The sequence below is a fragment of the Pseudoalteromonas sp. meg-B1 genome, assembly GCF_003173795.1.
Lineage (GTDB): Bacteria > Pseudomonadota > Gammaproteobacteria > Enterobacterales > Alteromonadaceae > Pseudoalteromonas > Pseudoalteromonas undina.
The window spans coordinates 320,655-341,156 of sequence record NZ_QGQU01000001.1; the positions used below are offsets into that span (position 1 = coordinate 320,655).

At 41.2% G+C, this 20,502-nt stretch carries 13 protein-coding genes; 11 read left to right on the forward strand and 2 right to left on the reverse strand.

Annotation, left to right across the window (positions count from 1 at the left end; genetic code table 11):
- Positions 1-53 precede the first annotated feature (53 nt).
- The 4 genes from DK924_RS01505 to DK924_RS01520 all read left to right on the forward strand — a co-directional run bounded on the left by DK924_RS01505 (position 54) and on the right by DK924_RS01520 (position 6,164).
- The gene (locus DK924_RS01505; protein ID WP_010387596.1) at positions 54-368 is read left to right on the forward strand and encodes a hypothetical protein; all 315 of its coding nucleotides are present in this window, start codon (positions 54-56) and stop codon (positions 366-368) included.
- Positions 369-535: 167 nt separating this feature from the next.
- Positions 536-1,789, forward strand: coding sequence for a TolC family protein (locus DK924_RS01510; RefSeq protein WP_109874171.1), 1,254 nt, complete (start codon positions 536-538; stop codon positions 1,787-1,789).
- The gene (locus tag DK924_RS01515; RefSeq protein WP_109874172.1) at positions 1,786-3,015 is read left to right on the forward strand and encodes an efflux RND transporter periplasmic adaptor subunit; all 1,230 of its coding nucleotides are present in this window, start codon (positions 1,786-1,788) and stop codon (positions 3,013-3,015) included. The genes DK924_RS01510 and DK924_RS01515 overlap by 4 nt, the downstream gene beginning before the upstream one ends.
- Before the next feature lie 8 nt (positions 3,016-3,023).
- Positions 3,024-6,164, forward strand: coding sequence for an efflux RND transporter permease subunit (locus DK924_RS01520; RefSeq protein ID WP_109874173.1), 3,141 nt, complete (start codon positions 3,024-3,026; stop codon positions 6,162-6,164).
- Positions 6,165-6,226: 62 nt separating this feature from the next.
- Here DK924_RS01520 and DK924_RS01525 read toward each other — a convergent pair whose 3' ends face one another.
- Positions 6,227-7,459, reverse strand: a complete 1,233-nt coding sequence (locus tag DK924_RS01525) for a TMEM143 family protein (protein WP_109874174.1) — start codon at positions 7,457-7,459, stop codon at positions 6,227-6,229.
- Positions 7,460-7,604: 145 nt separating this feature from the next.
- Here DK924_RS01525 and DK924_RS01530 point away from each other — a divergent pair, with 145 nt between their 5' ends.
- The 3 genes from DK924_RS01530 (at position 7,605) to DK924_RS01540 (ending at position 11,833) form a co-directional block, all read left to right on the forward strand.
- Positions 7,605-8,189, forward strand: a complete 585-nt coding sequence (locus tag DK924_RS01530) for a YqaA family protein (RefSeq protein ID WP_010387603.1) — start codon at positions 7,605-7,607, stop codon at positions 8,187-8,189.
- Between the two features lie 64 nt (positions 8,190-8,253).
- Positions 8,254-9,153, forward strand: coding sequence for a GGDEF domain-containing protein (locus tag DK924_RS01535; RefSeq protein ID WP_109874175.1), 900 nt, complete (start codon positions 8,254-8,256; stop codon positions 9,151-9,153).
- Between the two features lie 76 nt (positions 9,154-9,229).
- Positions 9,230-11,833, forward strand: coding sequence for a DUF2339 domain-containing protein (locus DK924_RS01540; protein WP_109874176.1), 2,604 nt, complete (start codon positions 9,230-9,232; stop codon positions 11,831-11,833).
- Between the two features lie 42 nt (positions 11,834-11,875).
- Here DK924_RS01540 and DK924_RS01545 read toward each other — a convergent pair whose 3' ends face one another.
- Entirely contained in the window at positions 11,876-15,316 is a 3,441-nt protein-coding gene (locus DK924_RS01545; RefSeq protein WP_109874177.1) for a PAS-domain containing protein, read from the reverse strand.
- Between the two features lie 449 nt (positions 15,317-15,765).
- Here DK924_RS01545 and DK924_RS01550 point away from each other — a divergent pair, with 449 nt between their 5' ends.
- The 4 genes from DK924_RS01550 to DK924_RS01565 all read left to right on the forward strand — a co-directional run bounded on the left by DK924_RS01550 (position 15,766) and on the right by DK924_RS01565 (position 20,372).
- A complete protein-coding gene (locus DK924_RS01550; RefSeq protein WP_008464847.1) occupies positions 15,766-16,029 on the forward strand; it encodes a DUF4212 domain-containing protein in 264 nt (87 codons plus the stop codon).
- A gap of 10 nt (positions 16,030-16,039) precedes the next feature.
- Complete coding sequence (locus DK924_RS01555; RefSeq protein WP_109874178.1) at positions 16,040-17,764, forward strand: sodium:solute symporter family protein; 1,725 nt, start codon at positions 16,040-16,042, stop codon at positions 17,762-17,764.
- 140 nt (positions 17,765-17,904) lie between these two features.
- Positions 17,905-19,743, forward strand: a complete 1,839-nt coding sequence (locus DK924_RS01560) for a DUF294 nucleotidyltransferase-like domain-containing protein (protein ID WP_109874179.1) — start codon at positions 17,905-17,907, stop codon at positions 19,741-19,743.
- 5 nt (positions 19,744-19,748) lie between these two features.
- Positions 19,749-20,372 (forward strand): 3'-5' exonuclease, encoded by a 624-nt coding sequence (locus DK924_RS01565; RefSeq protein ID WP_109874180.1) that lies wholly within the window; start codon positions 19,749-19,751, stop codon positions 20,370-20,372.
- Positions 20,373-20,502: the final 130 nt, after the last annotated feature.

The following is a 20,502-nucleotide window of genomic DNA, read 5'->3' on the forward strand; positions in this document are numbered from 1 at the left end:
GATGAGTAATGAGCTTATCTAATCGTGTGTTTCAATAGGGAATTCGTTTAACTGTGCGTTCAAATCGTTTTTTAATTGTAATGTTACTTGTGCTTGTGCATAGCTTTATAAGCTGTGACGGCGCCGCGTACCATTTGCAAGAAGACGTTGACCACGTAAATAGCTCATTATCGCAACTAGGTTCATCTGCTGATGATAGCGATAATGCCCCAACAACAGAAATACATGCTCACCAGCATTGCCACAGTGGTTATAGCCACAGCTCAAATCACTCAATAACTCCCGAGAAAAGTAAACCAACTTTAGCGATATGCTACCACGGCTTACATTATCCACCAGACGTACCGCCACCGAATTCATTTAGCTAGTTCTTAATTTCAATTAATTACTGTGCTTTTAGCTGCCTATACATAAGTGTTTTATGGGCCGTTATAGGCATGTTTAGATTGCTGAGCAATTTACACTGTCGCTATCTTTTGCGTAGGTTGTGAATGGTTTGCAAGTGAACTCTGTTTATTAAAAACGGACAAGTTATATGAATAAAAAATCAATTATGTTGGTGGTGATGCTGTGCACGCTGCCTGCTTTTAGTGCGTTTGCAAATGTTAAAACACTAACTCTAAAACAAGCGTTGATAAATACCGAGCAACAAAATCCGCTATTAAAACGCTACCCTTATCATCAAAAAATACTCAGCGCGCTTAAATCTCAAGCTGCACTTTCGCCTAACCCTATCTTAAATATAGAAGCTGAAAATCTGCTGGGGACAAACGATGCACGTGGTGTGCAAGACGCTGAAATAACCTTGGCATTTAGCCAGCTTATAGAGCTTGGAGATAAACGCCAAAGCCGTATAAATTACGCTACGGCAAACATTAAAGCCCAAGCAGTACAATATCAAAATACTCGTTTAGCCTTATTGGCAACCACTGGTGAGCGGTATTACGAGGCGCTTAAGTTTCAAACTTTACTTTCTCTCAATAGCGAACGACATCAGGTTGTAAGCCAAGCACTTAAAGCAATAACGCAACGAGCTGATGCCGGCGCTGTATCGCAAGCGGATGTAACCCGCATGCGTTATGCGCTTAGCCAAGTTGAGCTTGATAAAGCTAAGCTAAATAGCGAATTTGAGCGAGCACGTTTATCGCTCAATGAGCTGTGGAGTGAGCAACATGATTACACGAATTTAGCGGGAAATATTAATACATTAATGCCGCTTAGCTCTGAGCAAGGGTTACTTGATGCGGTTAACCAAGCGCCTGATTTTGCTATGTTACAGCAGCAATACTTACAGCAAGCGGCCAACTTAACGCTGCAAAAAGCTAATGGGCAAAGCGATATTAATATAGGTGCAGGCGTGAGCTACAACCAGCAAAACAATACCAGTTCGTTGCTGTTTTCGTTTTCAATGCCATTGCAATTGAGTAACTCAAATAGCGGTAATATTGAAGCAGCTAACAGTCAGTTAGCATTGTTACGTGAGCAGCAAGGACTGTTACGGGTTCAATTACGTCAGCAAGTTCGTACTTTGTATGCCTATTACCAAGGTAAGACATTACAGGCACAGTTGTTATCTGGGCAAGTTATTCCCCAAGCCCAAACACTCATTGAGCAAAGTTTAAAAAGCTATCAACGCGGACAAATTTCGGTGTTGCAATTGCTCGATGCTCAACAAGCTCTTTTTGACTCTAAACGCGCGTTGATTAACACATATGCAACGTTATATCAGACCCATCTCGCACTTGAGCGTTTAACTGGCCAATCTTTAACTGAGACTTTTCAATCATGAACAACACTTTTATCGCATTATTAGTATTTCTCTCGTTTGTAGCTAGCTTAACAAGCACACATGTATTTGCCTCAGCAGAACATGACCAAACAGGGCAAACCCAAAAACAAGGTCCACACGGCGGCTTTTTATTAACCAACGAAAAGCTCACTCTTGAGTTAAAGCTGCAAGAATTGGCAGGTAAAGTTGAGCTGCGCGTATATGGTTATGAGCAAAAACAGCCGGTAGATATAAACGATTTAAGTATAGAAATGAACTTAAAACGCTTAGTAGAAGCGCCACAAAAAATACAATTTACCCGTGAGAATGGCTACCTTGTTAGCACGCAATCGATAAATGAACCACATTCATTTGAGCTTTTGATTACTGCCAATTATAAAGGTGAGCGCGTTAGCTTTGAGTACTCTCAGCACGAAGGCCGCACTGTGCTTAGCGAGCGAGCAATTAAAGGTGCGGGCATTAAAACAGAGGTAGCACAAAGTGGCGAGGTTGATATTTCCGACACGCTGTTTGGTGTTATTGCACCGACACAGCATGGCACAGTAGAAATTATGGCGCCATATACCGGATTGATCAGCGATATTTTTGTCAGTATTGGTCAAAACGTTCAAAAAGGCGATGTACTGGCCAGCGTCACCAATCGCGAAACTTTGCAAAACTACAGCATTAAAAGCCCTATTAGCGGTGTGGTAACCGAACAATATTTAAAGCGTGGCGAACTGGCAAGTGCTCGTGCGCTAATGCAAGTCGTGAATCTTGATAAAGTATGGGTTGAACTCTCAGCCTTTCCTGAAAACATCGAAAATCTAGCCATTGGTCAAAGCGCTGTCGTGTACGATTTACATCATCATTTAAATGCCCAAGGTAAGGTGTTTTTTATAGCACCTATGATGACTGGCGGGCATATTGCACGTGCTCGTATTGAGCTTAAGAACCCTGATGGTCATTGGCGTCCAGGTATGCATGTTAATAGTGATGTCAGTATCGATAAGGTTAATGCTAACGTGCGTGTAAAGCCTGAGGCTATTCAAGAGTTTAATGGTATGGCGAGTGTGTTTGTGCGTAAAAATAATGTGTTTGAAGTACGCCCTGTTACTTTAGGCGCAAAAAGTAGCGAGTGGGTTGAAGTGATCGCGGGTTTAAGCCCAGGTAGCGAGTACGTCACAACCAATAGCTATGTGATCAAAGCCGATATTTTAAAAAGCGGCGCAAGTCACGCTCACTAGGAGGTACCATGATTAACTGGATTGTTTCTTTTGCGGTTAAACGCCGCATGATGGTACTGGCACTAACATTTTTATTTGCTGGGTTTGGTGTGTATAACATCCAAAACTTAGCGGTAGATGCTGTACCCGATATTACCAATGTACAAGTGCAAATTAACTCTAAAGCGCCTGGTTTTACGCCGCTTGAAGTTGAGCAGCGTATCACTTACTTAGTCGAAACAGCGATGGCGGGTATTCCTAAGCTTGATTATACCCGTTCGCTTTCTCGCTATGGGCTTTCTCAAGTAACCATTATTTTTGATGAAGGCACCGATATTTATTGGGCACGTCAACAAATTGGTGAGCGTATTCAAAGTATTCGCGCCGATTTACCTAATAATGTTGAGCCAAACCTTGGACCTATTGCCAGTGGTTTAGGTGAAATATTTACTTATAGCGTGCATGCAAAACCAGATGCGTTAAAAAGTGATGGTATGCCTTACAGCGCCGAAGATTTACGTACTTTACAAGACTGGGTTATTCGTCCGCAGCTTTTAAAAGTAAAAGGCGTAACCGAAATAAATAGCCAAGGTGGCTTTGAGCGCCAGTACCAAGTTGCGCCCATACCAGAAAAGCTCATCGCTTATAAGCTAACAATCAACGATGTTATTAGTGCACTTGAGCTTAATAACAGCAATCGCGGAGCCGGTTATATAGAGCGCTTTGACGGCCAATATTTAGTGCGCTCACCTGGGCAATTAAAAACATTAGCGGATATAGCAAACACCGTTATTGCTAAGCGTGATGATGCTCCTGTACGAATTAAAGACGTGGCAAATGTATACTTAGGAAAAGAACTCAGAACTGGCGCGGCTACTTATAATGGCGAGGAAACCGTATTAGGCACGGCGATGATGCTAATTGGTGAAAATAGCCGTGTGGTTGCCAAAGCCATGGCTGATAAGCTTATACAAGTACAAAAAAGTTTACCTGCAGGGGTTATTATTGAGCCTGTTTATGACCGCACCAATCTGGTTGATAAAACCATCGCCACAGTACAAAAAAACCTGTTTGAAGGTGCGGTATTGGTCATCGTCATTCTGTTGTTATTGCTTGGGAATATCACTGGTGCGCTTATTACCGCCATGGTTATTCCGCTGAGTATGCTATTTGCTATTACAGGCATGGTGGGCAATCGAGTCTCGGGTAACTTAATGAGCTTAGGTGCAATCGATTTTGGATTAATTGTTGATGGCGCGGTGATTGTGGTTGAAAACTGCCTTCGTCAATTAGGGATGGCTCAACATAAACATGGTCGCTTACTTACGCTCAGTGAGCGTTTAGAGGTTGTAACTTCAGCCACCAAAGAAGTGTTTAGCCCCGCAGTATTTGGTATTTTAATTATTATGTTGGTGTATTTACCGCTATTTGCGCTCAGTGGTGTTGAGGGCAAAATGTTTCAGCCTATGGCGTTTACCGTGGTTGCCGCGTTAATAGGTGCACTTATTTTTGCTGTCACCTTTGTGCCGGCGGCTATTGCCGTATTTGTGCGTGGTAAAGTAGATGAAAGCGAAAACGCAGTAATGCGTGGCGTTAAAAAAATCTACAAGCCACTGCTTAACTTATCGCTTAAATTACCGTGGCTGATGGTGAGTATTGCCACTGCTTTGGTATTAGTGCTTGGCTTTAAAGTTAAAAATATGGGCGCCGAATTCTTACCGCAGCTAGATGAAGGTGACATTGCAATGCATGCGCTGCGTATTACTGGCACCGGTATTGAACAATCGGTGCAAATGCAAAAGCAGTTGGAGCAGGCTTTATTAGAGCAACCTGAAATTGTGAACGTATTTTCAAAGATTGGCACTGCAGATGTAGCCAGCGATCCTATGCCGCCTAATGTTGCCGACACTTTTTTAATGTTAAAGCCGCGTGAGCAATGGCCAGATCCGTCACTAAGTAAAGACGCGTTAGTGCAGCAAATTCGTCATCGTGTGAGTGAGGTGCCGGGTAATAACTATGAATTTACTCAGCCTATAGAAATGCGCTTTAACGAGTTAATTGCCGGTGTGCGTGCCGATGTAGCACTGCGTATTTACGGTGACGATTTAGCCATACTTAAGCAGTTTGGCGAAAAAGCCACCGGTTTAATGCGAAATATTACCGGTGCTACCGATGTTCGTTTAGAGCAAATGGAGGGCTTGCCTACACTCTCTGTTACCCCAATGCGAGACCATATGGCGCTATTAGGATTAACCGTAAACGACATTCAACAAACCCTTGCCGCTGCTGTTGGTGGGGTGCAAACAGGGCTAATTTATGAGGGTGATAAGCGCTTTTCGTTATTAGTACGCTTAGATAAGCGTTGGTCTGATGATATCTCTGCGCTTGCGCGTTTACCTATTGCGTTACCTAAAAGTAGTAACCCTGAGCTTGCATTTGTACCGCTTGGAGAAGTGGCTACAATCAGTATTGAAAAAGGTCCGAATCAAATAAATCGCGAAAGCGGCAAGCGTAATGTGGTAGTAACAGCTAATGTAGCAGGACGCGATTTAGCCAGCTTTGTAAGAGATGCCCAAGCGACTATGAACGCACAACTTAACCTACCCAGCGGTTATTGGCTTGAATACGGCGGTACGTTTGAGCAATTACAATCGGCGAGTAAGCGTTTGTCGTTGGTAGTGCCTGTGACTTTATTGCTTATTTTTGGCTTACTTTATAGTGCTTTTGGATCGCTGCGTGATTCACTCATTATATTCAGTGGCGTACCACTGGCACTGACCGGTGGGGTATTGGCATTATTGCTACGAGATATGCCGCTTTCTATTTCAGCGGGTGTGGGGTTTATTGCTCTAAGTGGGGTTGCAGTATTAAACGGTGTAGTGATGTTGTCGTTTATTAAGCAGTTACGAAATGAGGGATTAAGCTTATACCATGCAATACATAGCGGGGCACTACAGCGATTACGTCCAGTGCTAATGACCGCGCTTGTGGCAAGTTTAGGCTTTATACCGATGGCGCTCAATACCGGTACCGGCTCTGAGGTGCAAAGGCCATTAGCAACCGTGGTGGTAGGTGGAATTATGTCATCCACTTTGCTCACGTTGCTAATTTTACCAGCACTTTATAAATTAGTGCATGCAAAATTTAAAAAGCAGCAAACTAATTACTAATTAGGTAATAACGTAAAAAGCAGCTGAAGTGTCAGCTGCTTTTTTGTTAAGTAAGGAGTTGCTTAGTTATATTGAAATAGGCTATCCCAGCGCTCATCTAATATGGCTTTTGCGCGCTCTAGATTTACCGCATTATATAGGGTGTTTGTGCAAGTTACTAAATGCATACGTTCAAGCTTTTCAAGCGCGTCGCTAATTTCAAAATCTAGCTCGCATTGGTACTTGCTTTTAAACCACGTCTCTATCTGCTCATCAAGTGCGTGAGCACTTAAGCCATTTTTAGATTTTAGTAAAAATGAATAAGCGAGTAGGGCTTCTTTTGTGTCTTCTTCTTCGGCGGCGTCTATTAGTGTATGAAAAACACCCGCGTTGTTATCTAGGTTTTTAAAGTACAGATTATCGCTCAGCGCTTTCATAAATTTAATTTTACGGTTTTTAAATTTACTCCACTCTTTAAATACAAAACTGCCAAATACACCAATACCAATGGCTAACGTAATAAAGTGCTGCTGAGTCATGGTAACGACTTTATCACTAAACCCTCCCCAAAATGCAAACAAAGCAAACAATAAAAGTAATGAGGCGCCCAGTTTGGTAACTAACACCACCGCACCGCCAATAAGTGCTGACGAGCCAATAATCACTTTATCAATAGGACGCATCCGTACTTCGCTATTAGGGAATAGCATTTCTAAGTCAGCTTTTGGCACATTTTGAAATAGTTTTACTATGGTTGAGCTGGGCTCAAACCCCATAGGTAGTTTATTTTTTGATTCAAAATAGGCTTTATCTTTAAAACGGATAAATACTGCTACGCGATCGTAGTTGGTAAAATGCAGTGGCTTTTTACGTAACCCCCAAAAACTGGTTATGGTTTCGCTCAGCTGTGACTCGCCACGGCGATAAAAAACCACTTCTTCAAAATCCTCAAACTCTACCTCAAGGCGAACTTTAAAAAGCGATTCTTCGTTTAATGCATCTTGTAGGTCTTGATGGGTGATCACTTCAAAATTAGCCGCATTTAATACGTTGGCGAAATCTTTAGCAAAATCGCGTTGGCACTGGGCTTTTTGCTCATCAGTCACGCTGTTTATTAAACGAGTATCGCTATTTGGGTCAAAAGGCGCGTAATTGTTTTTTAATGACTCAAGTGTGCCATGGTACTGAAAGTGAATTAAGCTGGCTAAAAGTTCACAAAGCTGCTTAAAAGAAGTTTGTTGGTCTTTGGTAAGCTCTTTGGCGCACATTGTAATGATGTCGTGTTTTCTAAAAGGAATGTAGCGAGCAGTTTGCATATTGTGAAAATTTTAAAAGTATAATGGTATATAAAGATAATAAAGCAGTCTTTTACTGATTACTATGTTGACTGTATTTCTTCAGGTAGCATTAACCTAATTATGAGATGATTTAATCACTTACCTAATTGCTAACAGGACGTTTATGGCTATACAAAAAAAGCTCAAGCAAAAAACACGTCAGTTTATTGAGTCTAAAAATATGCTGGGTGGGATTACTATCGCCTCATTTTTAGAATCCACCATAGTTCCCATTCCACTTGAGGCAGTGCTGGTACCGCTTATGCAAGCAAGGCGGGAAAAGCTTTGGCAAATTGCCCTTATGGCAACACTAGGCTGTATTGTAGGTGCGTTATTTGGCTATGCTTTAGGCTATTACTTATTTGATATTATTGGCGATTGGGTTATCAATACATTCTCAAGCCCTGAGCAGTTTGAAAACGTAAAACAAAAAATGCAGGCACAAGGATTTTGGTTTGTGTTAAGCCTAGGTATCGTTCCTATTCCGTTTCAAATTGCGATGCTGGCCGCTGGCGCAACTAAGTATTCGCTGGCGCTGTTTTTATTAGCAAGCGCTATTGCTCGCTCTATACGTTATTTCGGCTTGGCAATCGTGGTGTATTATGCGGGCAATCAAGCTGAGCGTATTATCAGCAAGCACAAAACTAAGACCATGATTGGGTTAACTATTTTAGTTGCGATTGGCTGGGGTGTTAGCACATTAATTTAAATTAATCAGTTTTAGTTTATGGTATAGTTTTTAGCAACAATAATAAGTTTAAATACAGCCTATGATGAATCCGGAAAAAGTGAGCCTTAAGCTCAGCCGTTTTGTAAAAATTACCAGATTAAACAAACTGTTAATTTTAGCTACGCTGGCGTTTATTATTGGCTTTTCAATTTTTTCGTTAATGCGCTTTCCTTTATTGGATTTCAAGCAAAATCTCTACGGCTTTACCACTGACTTTATTAACTTAGTGGTCATTTTTACTATTTTCTTTGTGGTGCAATGCTCACAGCTAGCTAAAAAAGCCTACTTGTATGTCAGTATCGGTTTAATGTTATGGGTTGTTGGCTCTACTGCCGATGTGCTTGATGAAGTGATACGCCAGCCTTATTGGATAAGCAATTACGTAGAGGATTTATGTCGCACATTAGGTATGTTAATTACCGCTTATGGTTTATTTAAAACCATGCACTTTATGCAGCGAATGCATACCCGGTTGGCGCAAGAATTTATTATAGATGATTTAACTAAAGTATATAACCGACGCTGTTTTTATCAGCATGTGAAGGAGGTTGTTAATAATCCTTACACTGTTTTAATTATAGATATTGATCATTTCAAACGTATTAATGACGATTTTGGCCATGATGTGGGCGATCGGGTGCTTAAACAGTTCGCAAATAAAGTGAACCATCTTTTTAAAAATGAAAATATTTTTGCTCGCATAGGCGGTGAGGAGTTCGCCGCTTACCTGCCTAGTTATGAGCTTGATGAAGTGCTTAACTTTGCGCAGACTATTCTAGAGACTGCTCGAACTGTTACAGTACAAAACCAACGCTCTTTAACGGTTAGTATAGGTATTGCGCACCGCAGTAGCGAACAGACCTTTGACAATGTAATGAAACGTGCAGATCAGGCATTATACCGAGCCAAAAAAGCAGGCCGTGATCGCCTTGAGGTTGCTTAAACATAGTAATTTTATAAAATAGATTTCGCTCATGCTGTTTTTGGGGACTTGTGTTGCGAGATAAAAAAGGGACTGTATGGATGAGTTAATCGGATTAGCAATTATTGTATCTATTGCGATTGTTGCAGGGGCTATTTGTGGATTAGTGGCCTTAGTGCAATTGAACACCCTTAAACAAGAGGTTGCAGTATTAAAACTAAAACTATTACAGTTCGAGTTAAGCTCAAATGCAGCAAAAAATGAAAAATCCTCCGCTGACCCTCAAGTAGATAACGCAATACCTCTAAACCGCTCAGATATTCCTGCTGCTGTTAATAAACCAGCGAGCATTAAACCTCCACCACCTCGTAAAACGATAACTAAAAAACCATCGAGTATTGAACTGCTTTTTAAACAATTACGTGCAGGCTTCGAGAAAAATTGGATGACCTGGATTGGTGCTATTGCTTTGGCTTTAGGTGGCGTGTTTTTAGCAAAATACAGTTTAGAGGCGGGGCTACTTTCACCTGCAATGAGGCTCAGTGCCGGTGGATTATTTGGCATTGGCTTAATTGCAGCTGCGTATTATTTACATTATAAACGTATCGTTTTTGAAGGCTTTAATAATTACATTCCTGCAGCCCTTGCCAGTGGCGGCTTTATAACTTGTTTTGCCTTAATGTTTTTGGCCTATAACAGCTTTAGCATGCTAAGTGCTGAGTGGGCATTTATTGGCTTAGCAGTTATTGCTGTGTGTGCTAGTGCAATGGCAATAAAGCTAGGCCCTTTACTTGCTGTAATAGGCATTATAGGCGCTTACAGTGTCCCTGTTTGGGTAAATACGGGCAGTGGGCAGTTATTTTCTTTGCTTATTTATGTTGCCCTTGTGAGTGTTGCCGCAGCAGTTGTGGCACATAAAGTACAGCGAGTGTGGTTGTGGTATTTACTATGGGTAGGGCATATTGGCTGGTACTTGGTTGGACTCACTCTATTTAACTACGACACAGTGTGGTTAATAGGCGTTTTTGCGTTGTTAAGTATTTTAGGATTAATCGCTATTGCACGCTTAGGCTTGGGCTTTAACACCCTTGAAGTACGCCCGCACAGCTTTAAACGGTTAGTTAATTTATTTCCAGACCACGGTTTGTTACTGGCATTTATTGCTCCTTTAATGATTGCCATGCTGTTGAGTGTGTTTAATTTACAATGGCAAATCGTAGCGTTATTAAGCATCGCTTTGTTACTATTTTTAGTGTTAAAAAATAGTCGTTGGGATGTATGGCAGGGGGTCTCTTTAGTGGTTGCGCTGTTACTAGTGGTCAGCGCTAAACAAACTTATGCCTTTGATGACGCGTTATTCATTTTTAAAAACGAATACGGGCTAGGCTTATTACTTGCTCTTGGGTTAAGTGGCTATGGACTCTATTTTGGTAATAAATACCCAAAACGATTAGCTTTTCATTTGCTTGCTTCATTAAGCGTGTTTGTATTGGTGGGCACTTTGTATGCGCTGATCCCAAATACGGCTTTAGCAACCGCTTATCCACTTTGGGCGGTATTGCTATGTTTAATGAGTGCGGTGTTAATTAAATTTACACAAAATAATACAACTTTATGGCAGCGTTTTAGTTATTGGGTGGGGGCAAACGCCAATATCACCTTAGCAATTACAATGTTACTGAGTGATAGCGGCCTTACCATTGCACTGGCTGTTCAAGTATTACTGCTGAGCTTACTGATAAGAAAATACAATGTGGCTATGCCACACTGGCCAATAAAAGCCCTTGTGGCAGCATTACTTTTACGCCTTACCTTATCGCCGTGGACGCCTAGTTATGATGAACTAAGCATATTTGGTTTGCATTGGAGCTTAGTTGTTTACCCGCTGTGTATAGGGTTATTTTTTGCAGCGGCTAAATGTTTTAATACTTCAAAACTAAAAATATGGCTTGAAGGAGCAGCACTGCATTGTTTAGCGTTATTTGTGACAACCGAGACCAGTTATCAACTGGTAGGGCACTACCCTCAGCTGTTTTCTTTAAGTTTTTATGAGCAAGTTTTGCTCAGTTGTAACTTGCTTGCTTTAGGCTGCGTTTATTTATATCGCGCGCAAAGTGCTGGGCAGCTGGGTAAGTTATACCGCACTGCAGGTTTGATTTTATCAGCGTTAGCTGGCTTGTTGTTAATCAATACAACGTTGGATGATAATCCGTTATTAATGCGTCTTTATGTTGGTGAAACGCCAATATTTAACTGGGTGATTTTAATTTGGTTGGTACCGAGCCTACTGGCGTTATGGTTAGCGAGTTTAGTTAAATCGTTAAATGCTAAATTGAGTCAAATTACACTCGGAGTGTCTGGTTTATTAGCCCTGTTAGCTATCAATACCTTGATCCGCCAATATTGGCAAGGTGGCTTCATTTATCTTGATAAAGCAACCAGTGACGCCGAACTATATAGCTATTCGGTTATTTGGTTGTTACTCGGCGCACTGGTCGTGATAGCCGGGCATTTAAAACAGCAACGGTTACTGCAAAATGTTGGTCTTGGTATTCTTGGCGCTGTAATTGTTAAGGTATTTTTAATTGATATGGCAAACTTAACGGGACTTCTAAAAGCATTGTCCTTCATTGGTTTAGGGCTGTCGCTGGTAGGGCTAAGTTGGTTGTTCCAAAAACTCAGAAAGCGCAGTCATAGTTAAGTTTAAGCCCAGTACTTACTGGGCTTAAACTCTTATTAATCGTCAAGTACTGTGATTCAGCAGTGCTTTAAGTTTGCCTGGTTTTACTGGCTTACTCAGGTAATGAATATTTTCGGCTTTGGTGGTTTGTTTTAGCTCGGTGTCACGCACAGCGGTAATTAAAATAGCCGGAATATCGCTTTGCCAAATCTCGCGTAGCGCTTTAATTAAAGTAATCCCATCCCAATCATTACCTAATTGATAGTCCATTAAAATAACATCAGGTGCTCTCTGTTCTTTTGCATAAGTTAACACCGCGTCTACTTTATCGAATAGGGTGTAATTTGCCTGCCAGCGCTTCAGTAGGCTGGCCATGGCGGCAAGGTTTTCAGGATCGTCGTCAACGGCAATAATATTTATCGCGGCGCGGTTGTCGACTATATTTTGACTGCTTTGTTTTTGCTGTACTAATTGCGCATCACCATAAGGCACTTCAATGCTAAATCGGCTGCCTTTATTAGGTAATGAAACCACATCAATCGGCAGGCTCAATAAATCAGCCATACGTTTAACCACCCCTAAACCTAAGCCAACGCCTTTATTATCGCCCGCTTCAATTCGGTAAAAGTCGTTAAATATTTTTGCTTGTTCAATATCGCTAATGCCAGGGCCGGTATCCCATACTTCAATCCGTAAACTGTGTTTTCTGTTTCTACAAGCAATTAATACACGGCCATTTTCGGTGTATTTAATCGCATTAGACAGCAAGTTTTGTAGTATTCGACGCAAGTAAGTAATGTCGCTGTGTACTATTTGTTTATTTGAACGCACTTTAAATGAAAGCCCTTTATCGCTCGATAAAATCGCATATTCGCTTTTAAGGGGATCTAAAATATCATCAATGCAAAAGTGACGAGGATTTGGGGTCATCGCCCCTTGCTCTAGCTTGGCAATTTCTAATAAAGCCGACATTAAATGCACGGTGGAATCGAGGCTATCACCTAGCTTATTAAAGTTATTTTTATTGGTGCTATCTAACTGAGTTTCATCAATGGCGGCGAGATATAATCGTGCCGCATTGAGCGGCTGTAAAATATCATGGCTAGCCAGTGCTAAAAAGCGGGTTTTACTATCATTCGCCTGTTCTGCTTCGCGTTTGGCTAAAGTAAGTGCTTGCTCTGTTTGTACGCGACTATCGATTTGTGCTTGCAGGTTACTATTAATGGTTTGCACCTCTTGGGTACGCGCTTCAATACGGTTTTCTAAGTCCATATTGATTTCTTCGAGCGCATTTTGCGTACTAATATGATTGGTAATATCAGAAAAGCTTGTTACAAACCCCCCATCAGGCAATGGGTTGCCTATCATTTCGTAAACTTGGCCATTACGACGATGGCGAATAAAGTGATGTGAACTGCCATTTTTTAAATGCTGAACACGCTTATCAACATGGCGATCAATTTCACCGGGGCCGCATTCACCGCGCTCTGCGTTATAACGGATTATTTCTTCAATGGGCTGGCCAACTTGTAAAAAACCTTCAGGGTAATTAAACATTTCGCTGTAGCGCTTATTCCAAGCAACGAGGTTGAGATCTTTATCCACCACAGAGAGTCCGTGGCTTAAGTTTTCTAGTGAAGTAAATAATAAGTTTTGATTAAACTGCAGTGCCTGTGTGGTTTCATCAAAAAAGTTTACCACTTCTTCAAACGCCATGCGTTTCCCAGATGATACTGTATGAATAAGTGCTTGCGCAGAGGAAGCACCTAATACGCCTGTCAGTGCGCGTTCGCAGTAGGCAATAAAGTCAGCGCGAGGGTGTGCGTTGTTGTCGTTTAAATCATGATGAAGTGCGTAATGCGATAAAATTTGTTGGCTACGCTGAATGCCTAAAAAGGTTTGCAGTAAAATTTTAAAGTCGTATACCGTGGCTTTTACGTTTTTATTTAAGCGACGAGATAAAATGGCCTGATCTTTGGGATTAACAAATGCCGCCGCTTGAATTTTATCAATTAAGCGCTCTTCAGCTCCCAAGGAAAAGCTAATGTAACAGCCAATATTAGCAAACAACGCGATTAAGGTGCCTCTAGTTATAAGCGTTTGCTGTAGCTCACTGTCTAGTGGGTTAGGGGCTTCTAAAATAGGCAGCATTAAAAACAGTACCCAACAAATGACCCCTGCGAGTAGCCCGGCATAAACGCCGTAAGCATGGCCTTTTCGCCAATATAACCCACCCACAATAGCAGGCAATAATTGCGACACCAATGAGAAAGCCACTAACCCCATACTGGCCAGCGCACTGCCACTACCAAACCATTGCTGATAGAAGTAGGCTAAAATAAGCACCCCAGCAATGGTAAAGCGGCGCACCAATAAAATGCGGGATTTATAGCTGCTGGTGATTAAATTACGTTTAAATTTACGACGCAACATTAAGGGTAGCACCACGTCGTTGGAGATCATGGTGCTTAGCGTAAGCGTTGCAACAACAATCATGGCTGTGGCAGCAGAAAGCCCACCTATAAACACAAAGGTGGTTAAAAAAGCGTTATCGTGCAGCATAGGCAGTGCCAGTACAAAGCTGTCAGGTGATAAACTACGACCAATTTCTGGATGAATAGCAGCGGTGGCTATAGGTAAAATCATTGCAGCGGTCAATAACAAGTACAATGGAAAAGCCCAGCGAGCAGTAAATAAATGGCGCTTATCTTGGTTATCAACCACGGTGACATGAAATTGCCGTGGCAAACAAATAATAGCGGCCGCCGCCATCAGCGACTGACCTACAAAGTTAAAGCTAAAAAAGTCAAACTGCGCCCAATGCAGCCAAATTGACTCGGCGACTTGGCCAGAACTTTCTGCGGGTAAATTAAATAAGCTATATATTGCAAGCCCTGCTACAGCAGCCAGAGCAAACAGCTTTATTAGCGACTCAAACGCCACAGCAAGCATTAAGCCTGAGCGGTACTCGGTTACATCAACTTTGCGCGTGCCAAAAAATATAGCAAATAGTGCCATCATTAAAGTGGCTGATAACGCCAAAATATCCCCAGATATTTGATTGCTACTTTGCAAAAGTAAAAAGCTAGAACTAAGCGCTTTTAATTGCAATGCAATGTAAGGAATAGTGGCCAATAAGGCAATAATGGTCACCATAATTGCAGTGGTTTGGCGTTTGCCGTAACGCGCTGAAATAAAGTCGGCAATAGTGGTGATATTTTGTTTTTTACTCACCAATACCAGTTTACGTAAAAAGCCTTGGCCGAAAAAAAACAGTAAGGCGGGTCCTAATAAAATAGGCAAAAAGCTCCAACTACTAGTAGCAGCGGTACCTACCGAGCCATAGTAAGTCCACGAAGTACAATAAATTCCCAATGCAAATGAATACACAAATGGGTGATGACTAATACGCTTGGCAAGTGGGGTGGTCTTATCACCCCAATTTGCCAGCCAAAACAGCACGCCTATGTAGCCAAAGGCAACAATGAGTAGTACAGCTGTCATGTTTATTTAACCTCGTAGAGTGTTTTTATAATTTGTCATAACTATACCCAAACTATTTCAAGATGCGAGCGCCAGTTGGAGTTTGCTTATTAACAATACCTAGCTGCAAATAAAGTAGGGGGTATACATTTTGTTTATGTTATCTATAAATAAAATAAAGCTATGATATTTAAGGGTTAATTTGTTTTTGTCTATTTAGTTAGACTAATGTCTTATTCCCACGGTTTGTTTTAATTTGGCTAAAAACTTGAGCAATAAAAATCTATTAAGCTACTGAAATTTAAGTGGTTCATGAGTTGTTTATTAATTGATCATGCGCAGTTTACGAAAACGTTAATATGTTGTTACGACTATTGTCGCAATTCAATATTTGAATTGCATTGCTAAATTGGTTAACGAATATAAAAAACCACCCATCACAATCGTGATGTTTAAAGGGGAAAATAAAAATGGCTTTTAAAAATGAAGAACAAGCAAAAGCTTATTGGGCAGAAAACATTTCATTACTGTTTAAATTATTAGCAGTATGGTTTGTGGTCTCTTTTGGCTTTGGCATATTACTGGTTGATGTACTTAATGAAGTACGTTTTTTTGGGTTTAAACTTGGCTTCTGGTTCGCCCAGCAAGGCGCGATTTATACCTTTGTGGCTTTGATTTTTGTGTACGTTTTCAAAATGAATACGTTAGATAAAAAATATGGCGTAGACGAATAGGAGCTAGTCAATGGATGTTCAAATACTCACATTTATAATTGTCGGTTTAAGCTTTGCGCTTTATATCGGTATTGCAATTTGGGCTCGTGCTGGGTCAACAAATGAATTCTACGTTGCTGGTGGCGGTGTACCTCCACTAGCCAATGGTATGGCAACTGCTGCGGATTGGATGAGTGCTGCGTCGTTCATTTCAATGGCGGGTATTATCTCGTTTGCGGGTTACGACGGAAGTGTTTACTTAATGGGGTGGACCGGTGGTTATGTACTACTGGCTATGTGTTTAGCGCCTTACTTACGTAAATTCGGCAAGTTTACCGTGCCAGATTTTATCGGTGACCGTTACTACTCACGTACAGCGCGTTTAGTGGCTATTTTATGTGCCATCTTTATTTGTTTTACTTACATTGCGGGTCAAATGCGTGGTGTTGGTGTAGTGTTCTCTCGTTTCTTAGAAGTTGAAATTGAAACCGGTGTTTATATCGGTATGATCATTGTTTTCTTCTATGCCGTACTTGGTGGCATGAAAGGTATTACTTACACGCAAGTTGCGCAGTATTGTGTACTGGTATTTGCTTATTTAGTACCGGCTATTTTTATCTCTATGATGGCAACAGGTCACTTTTTTCCACAAACAGGCTTTGGTGCCACGCTAAGTGATGGCTCAGGTATGTATGTACTTGATAAGCTAGATGGTTTAAGTACCGAGCTTGGATTTGGCCAATACACTGAAGGCTCAAAGAGCATGATTGATGTATTTGCAATTACAGGTGCTCTTATGGTGGGTACTGCTGGTTTACCACACGTAATTGTTCGCTTTTTCACTGTACCTCGCGTTAAAGACACACGTATTTCAGCGGCATGGACACTGGTGTTTATTGCTATTGTTTACACAACAGCACCTGCAGTAGCTTCGTTTGCCCGTGTAAACATGATTGATACAATTAATGGTAAAGACGGAAGTGGTACAGCGTATGCAGAGGCACCAGCTTGGATCAAAAACTGGGAACGCACAGGCCTAATCACCTTTAATGATAAAAATGGTGACGGCAAAATGTTCTACACATCAGGTAAAATCACTGACCCTAATAGCGCAAACGAAGTAAACGTTGACCGCGATATTATGGTACTAGCGAACCCTGAAATAGCCGACTTACCAGCCTGGGTTATTGCACTCGTTGCAGCTGGTGGTATTGCCGCGGCACTATCGACTACAGCGGGCTTACTATTGGTTATTTCAACCTCAGTATCGCACGATTTACTTAAACGGACACTCAAACCGGATATAACCGACAAGCAAGAATTACTTGCAGCGAGGTTGGCAGCGATGATTGCTATTGTAATATCCGCTTACTTTGGGATTAACCCGCCAGGGTTTGTGGCCTCGGTTGTTGCCTTTGCCTTCGGCTTAGCGGCGGCGAGCTTCTTCCCTGCAATTATTATGGGTATTTTCTCTAAATCAATGAATAAACATGGTGCAATTGCAGGCATGGTAACGGGTATCACCTTTACTGCTGCATACATCATCTACTTCAAGTTTGTGAGTCCAGAGCTTAATAGCCCAGAAAATTGGTTCTTAGGTATTTCACCTGAAGGGATTGGTTTAGTAGGCATGATCATTAACTTTGCAGTAGCTGCAGGTGTTATGAAAATGACTCAACCGACACCAGTTGAAATTCAAGAAATGGTTGAAGGTATTCGTAATCCTAAAGGGTCTAGTGAAGCGCATGCTCACTAATCCATATATCTAATGATATAACGCATCAAAGCCCGACTTAAGTCGGGCTTTTTATTTGTTTAAATAATGACTACATTAATTAATCGCTATATTAAATAACCATATTTCAGGTTAAGTCGCTTTTTTATTGAGGATGATTTATGAGTAGTGAGCAACAGGAAGTCGCGCAGTTTATTAACAAGCAAGCACCATTTTCAATGTTACAGGACAGCGCCTGCAGTTATTTTGTTAACCATCTCGATAGTATTTATTTGACCCGAGAAAACCAAGCGCAATGGCTTAACAGTGAACAGCCTAAATTATTTTTAATTCGTTCCGGGTTATACGATTTAGTGGATGCTCAAGGCGATACGGTAACGCGTTTAACTCAAGGTGATTACTTTGGTTACCCTTCGTTACTGACGGGAGATTCAATACAAAACAGTTTAGAAGTACAAAAAGAGGGCATTGTCTATATGCTCGACCAAACGGATTTTGATTACTTACGTCGAGAATATAAAGCATTCGAGCAATACTTTGTTCGTGCTCATGCTAATCGATTGCTGTCATCACATTATAAAACTAATAACGACAGCTGGTCTGAGCGTAAAATATCAGAGATCATGACTCGCAAAGCGATTACGCTGCCCCCCGATGCCAGCATCCGTCATAGTGCTAAAAAAATGCAAGAGCATGGGATTTCATCAATGATGATCACCGAAAATTCGCATCTTGTTGGGGTAGTTACAGATCGGGATTTACGTAACCGAGTGCTTGCTGATGAAGTGGATCCCGCGCAAGCTATCAATAGTATTATGACCAATAAGCCTAAGTTTATATTTGAAAATAACCGCGTATTTTCAGCGCTGCACTTAATGCTTAAGCATAATATTCATCATTTACCTGTGCTTGACGAAAACCACAAACCGCTAGGAATGATCACCAGTACAGACTTACTACGCCAACAAAAAAGCGACCCAGTGCAGCTAATTGGTCGTATTTACAAGGCCCATAATGTGGCTGATTTAAAACGTTACGCGAAAGAAATTCCTGAGTTATTAAAAGGGTTTTCAAATAATATTGATGATATTTCGCTGATCGGAAAGTTACTCAGTGGTTTAACCGATGCGTTGACCTCGCGGCTAATTTTTTTATTTCAACAACACCATGGCGCCGCGCCAACCAGTTTTAGTTTTATTTGTTTTGGCTCTCAAGCGCGCGAAGAGCAAACACTGCATTCAGATCAAGATAATGGCTTGTTATTACCTGATGGTCTAAACGATGAACAGCACGCATATTTTAAACAGATGGGCGAATTTGTTTGTGAAAACTTAGTTGAGTGCGGCATTCGTCGTTGTCCTGGTAACATAATGGCTAGCAGTGATGCGTGTCGAATGAGTGTTAGTGATTGGGGGGCGAAGTTTTTAAAGTGGATCACCAGTCCCACACCCCAGGCAATGCTCAACTGTAAAATCTTTTTTGATCTGCGCTTTATTGAAGGCTCAACCACACTCTATAGCCAGTTTTGTGAAGAGTTGACCCATATTTCTCGCAACGATCTTTTTTATGCGGCAATGGCCAGCGATGTTAACGCTAACAGTGCGCCGATTGGTTTATTCAATAACTTTAAAACCGAAAAAACAGAGCAACACCATAAGTACATCGATCTTAAAAAGCGCGGGGTGGTGATCATTAACGATCTAGCGCGACTTTATGCATTAAAAGTAGGTATTCGCCGTGCTAACACCCAAGAGAGGTTGGATGCTTTATTAAAGTATTCACTATTAAGCAAAGAAGATATTTATAATTTAAAAGATTGTTGGCGATTTTTAACTCAGCTTCGGCTGCGCACGCAAATAAATGAAGAAGGGTTACCTAGTAATTGCATTAACCCAGACAAACTCAATTCGTTAGAACGTCATCAGCTTAAAGAAGCGTTTTACCTAGTAAAACAAGCGCAGCAAGGCGCGGCGTTTAAATTTGCGCGTGGGAGTTTGTAACAATAATGGTTAAGCTGCTTATTACGCGATACTTAAAGCGTCGTCATTTGCTTGCGCAAAGTGCTTTAAAGCAACGTTATTTAGTGATTGATTTGGAATTAACAGGGCTTGATCCTAAACAACATGAAATTGTCTCGGTTGCTTGGGTACTGATTGAGAATCAATGTATCAAAAACAGTCAATCGCAGCATATCGTTAATAAAGAGGTTAAAAGTCTAGAGCAAAGCCCTGTTTTTCACGGCATTAGCACTGACTCGGTGGCACAAGGGCAAAGCCTACAGAGTATTTTAATGTCTTTAAGTGCTCACTTTAGTGACTGCATTTTAGTATTTCATAATGCCATGCTCGACTGGGGCTTTTTAAAGTTAGCACTAAAAAATGCAGGGATCATCCAGCGGCCTAAGCTGATCATCGATACCTTAAAAATAGAAAAAAAGCGCTTACTGCAACACGCAAGCGATATAAAATTAGATGATTTAACCTTAAATGAATGCCGTAATCGCTACGATTTACCAAGCTATCATTGCCATCATGCGCTTACCGATGCACAAGCCACTGCTGAATTGTTATTAGCCCAATGCCATCAAATAGGCGCCGGTAAAGAACTTAAAGTAGGCGATCTAACGTAGGTTGGTTAAGGACAGCGAAACCCAACTATAAGAAACCCAACTATAAAATATGCACTAAGCTTAATTGCATGCAGTTTACTTTTATTCTTGTTTGTATAATTATGGGAACGCGTATTTTATTAAAAATTCA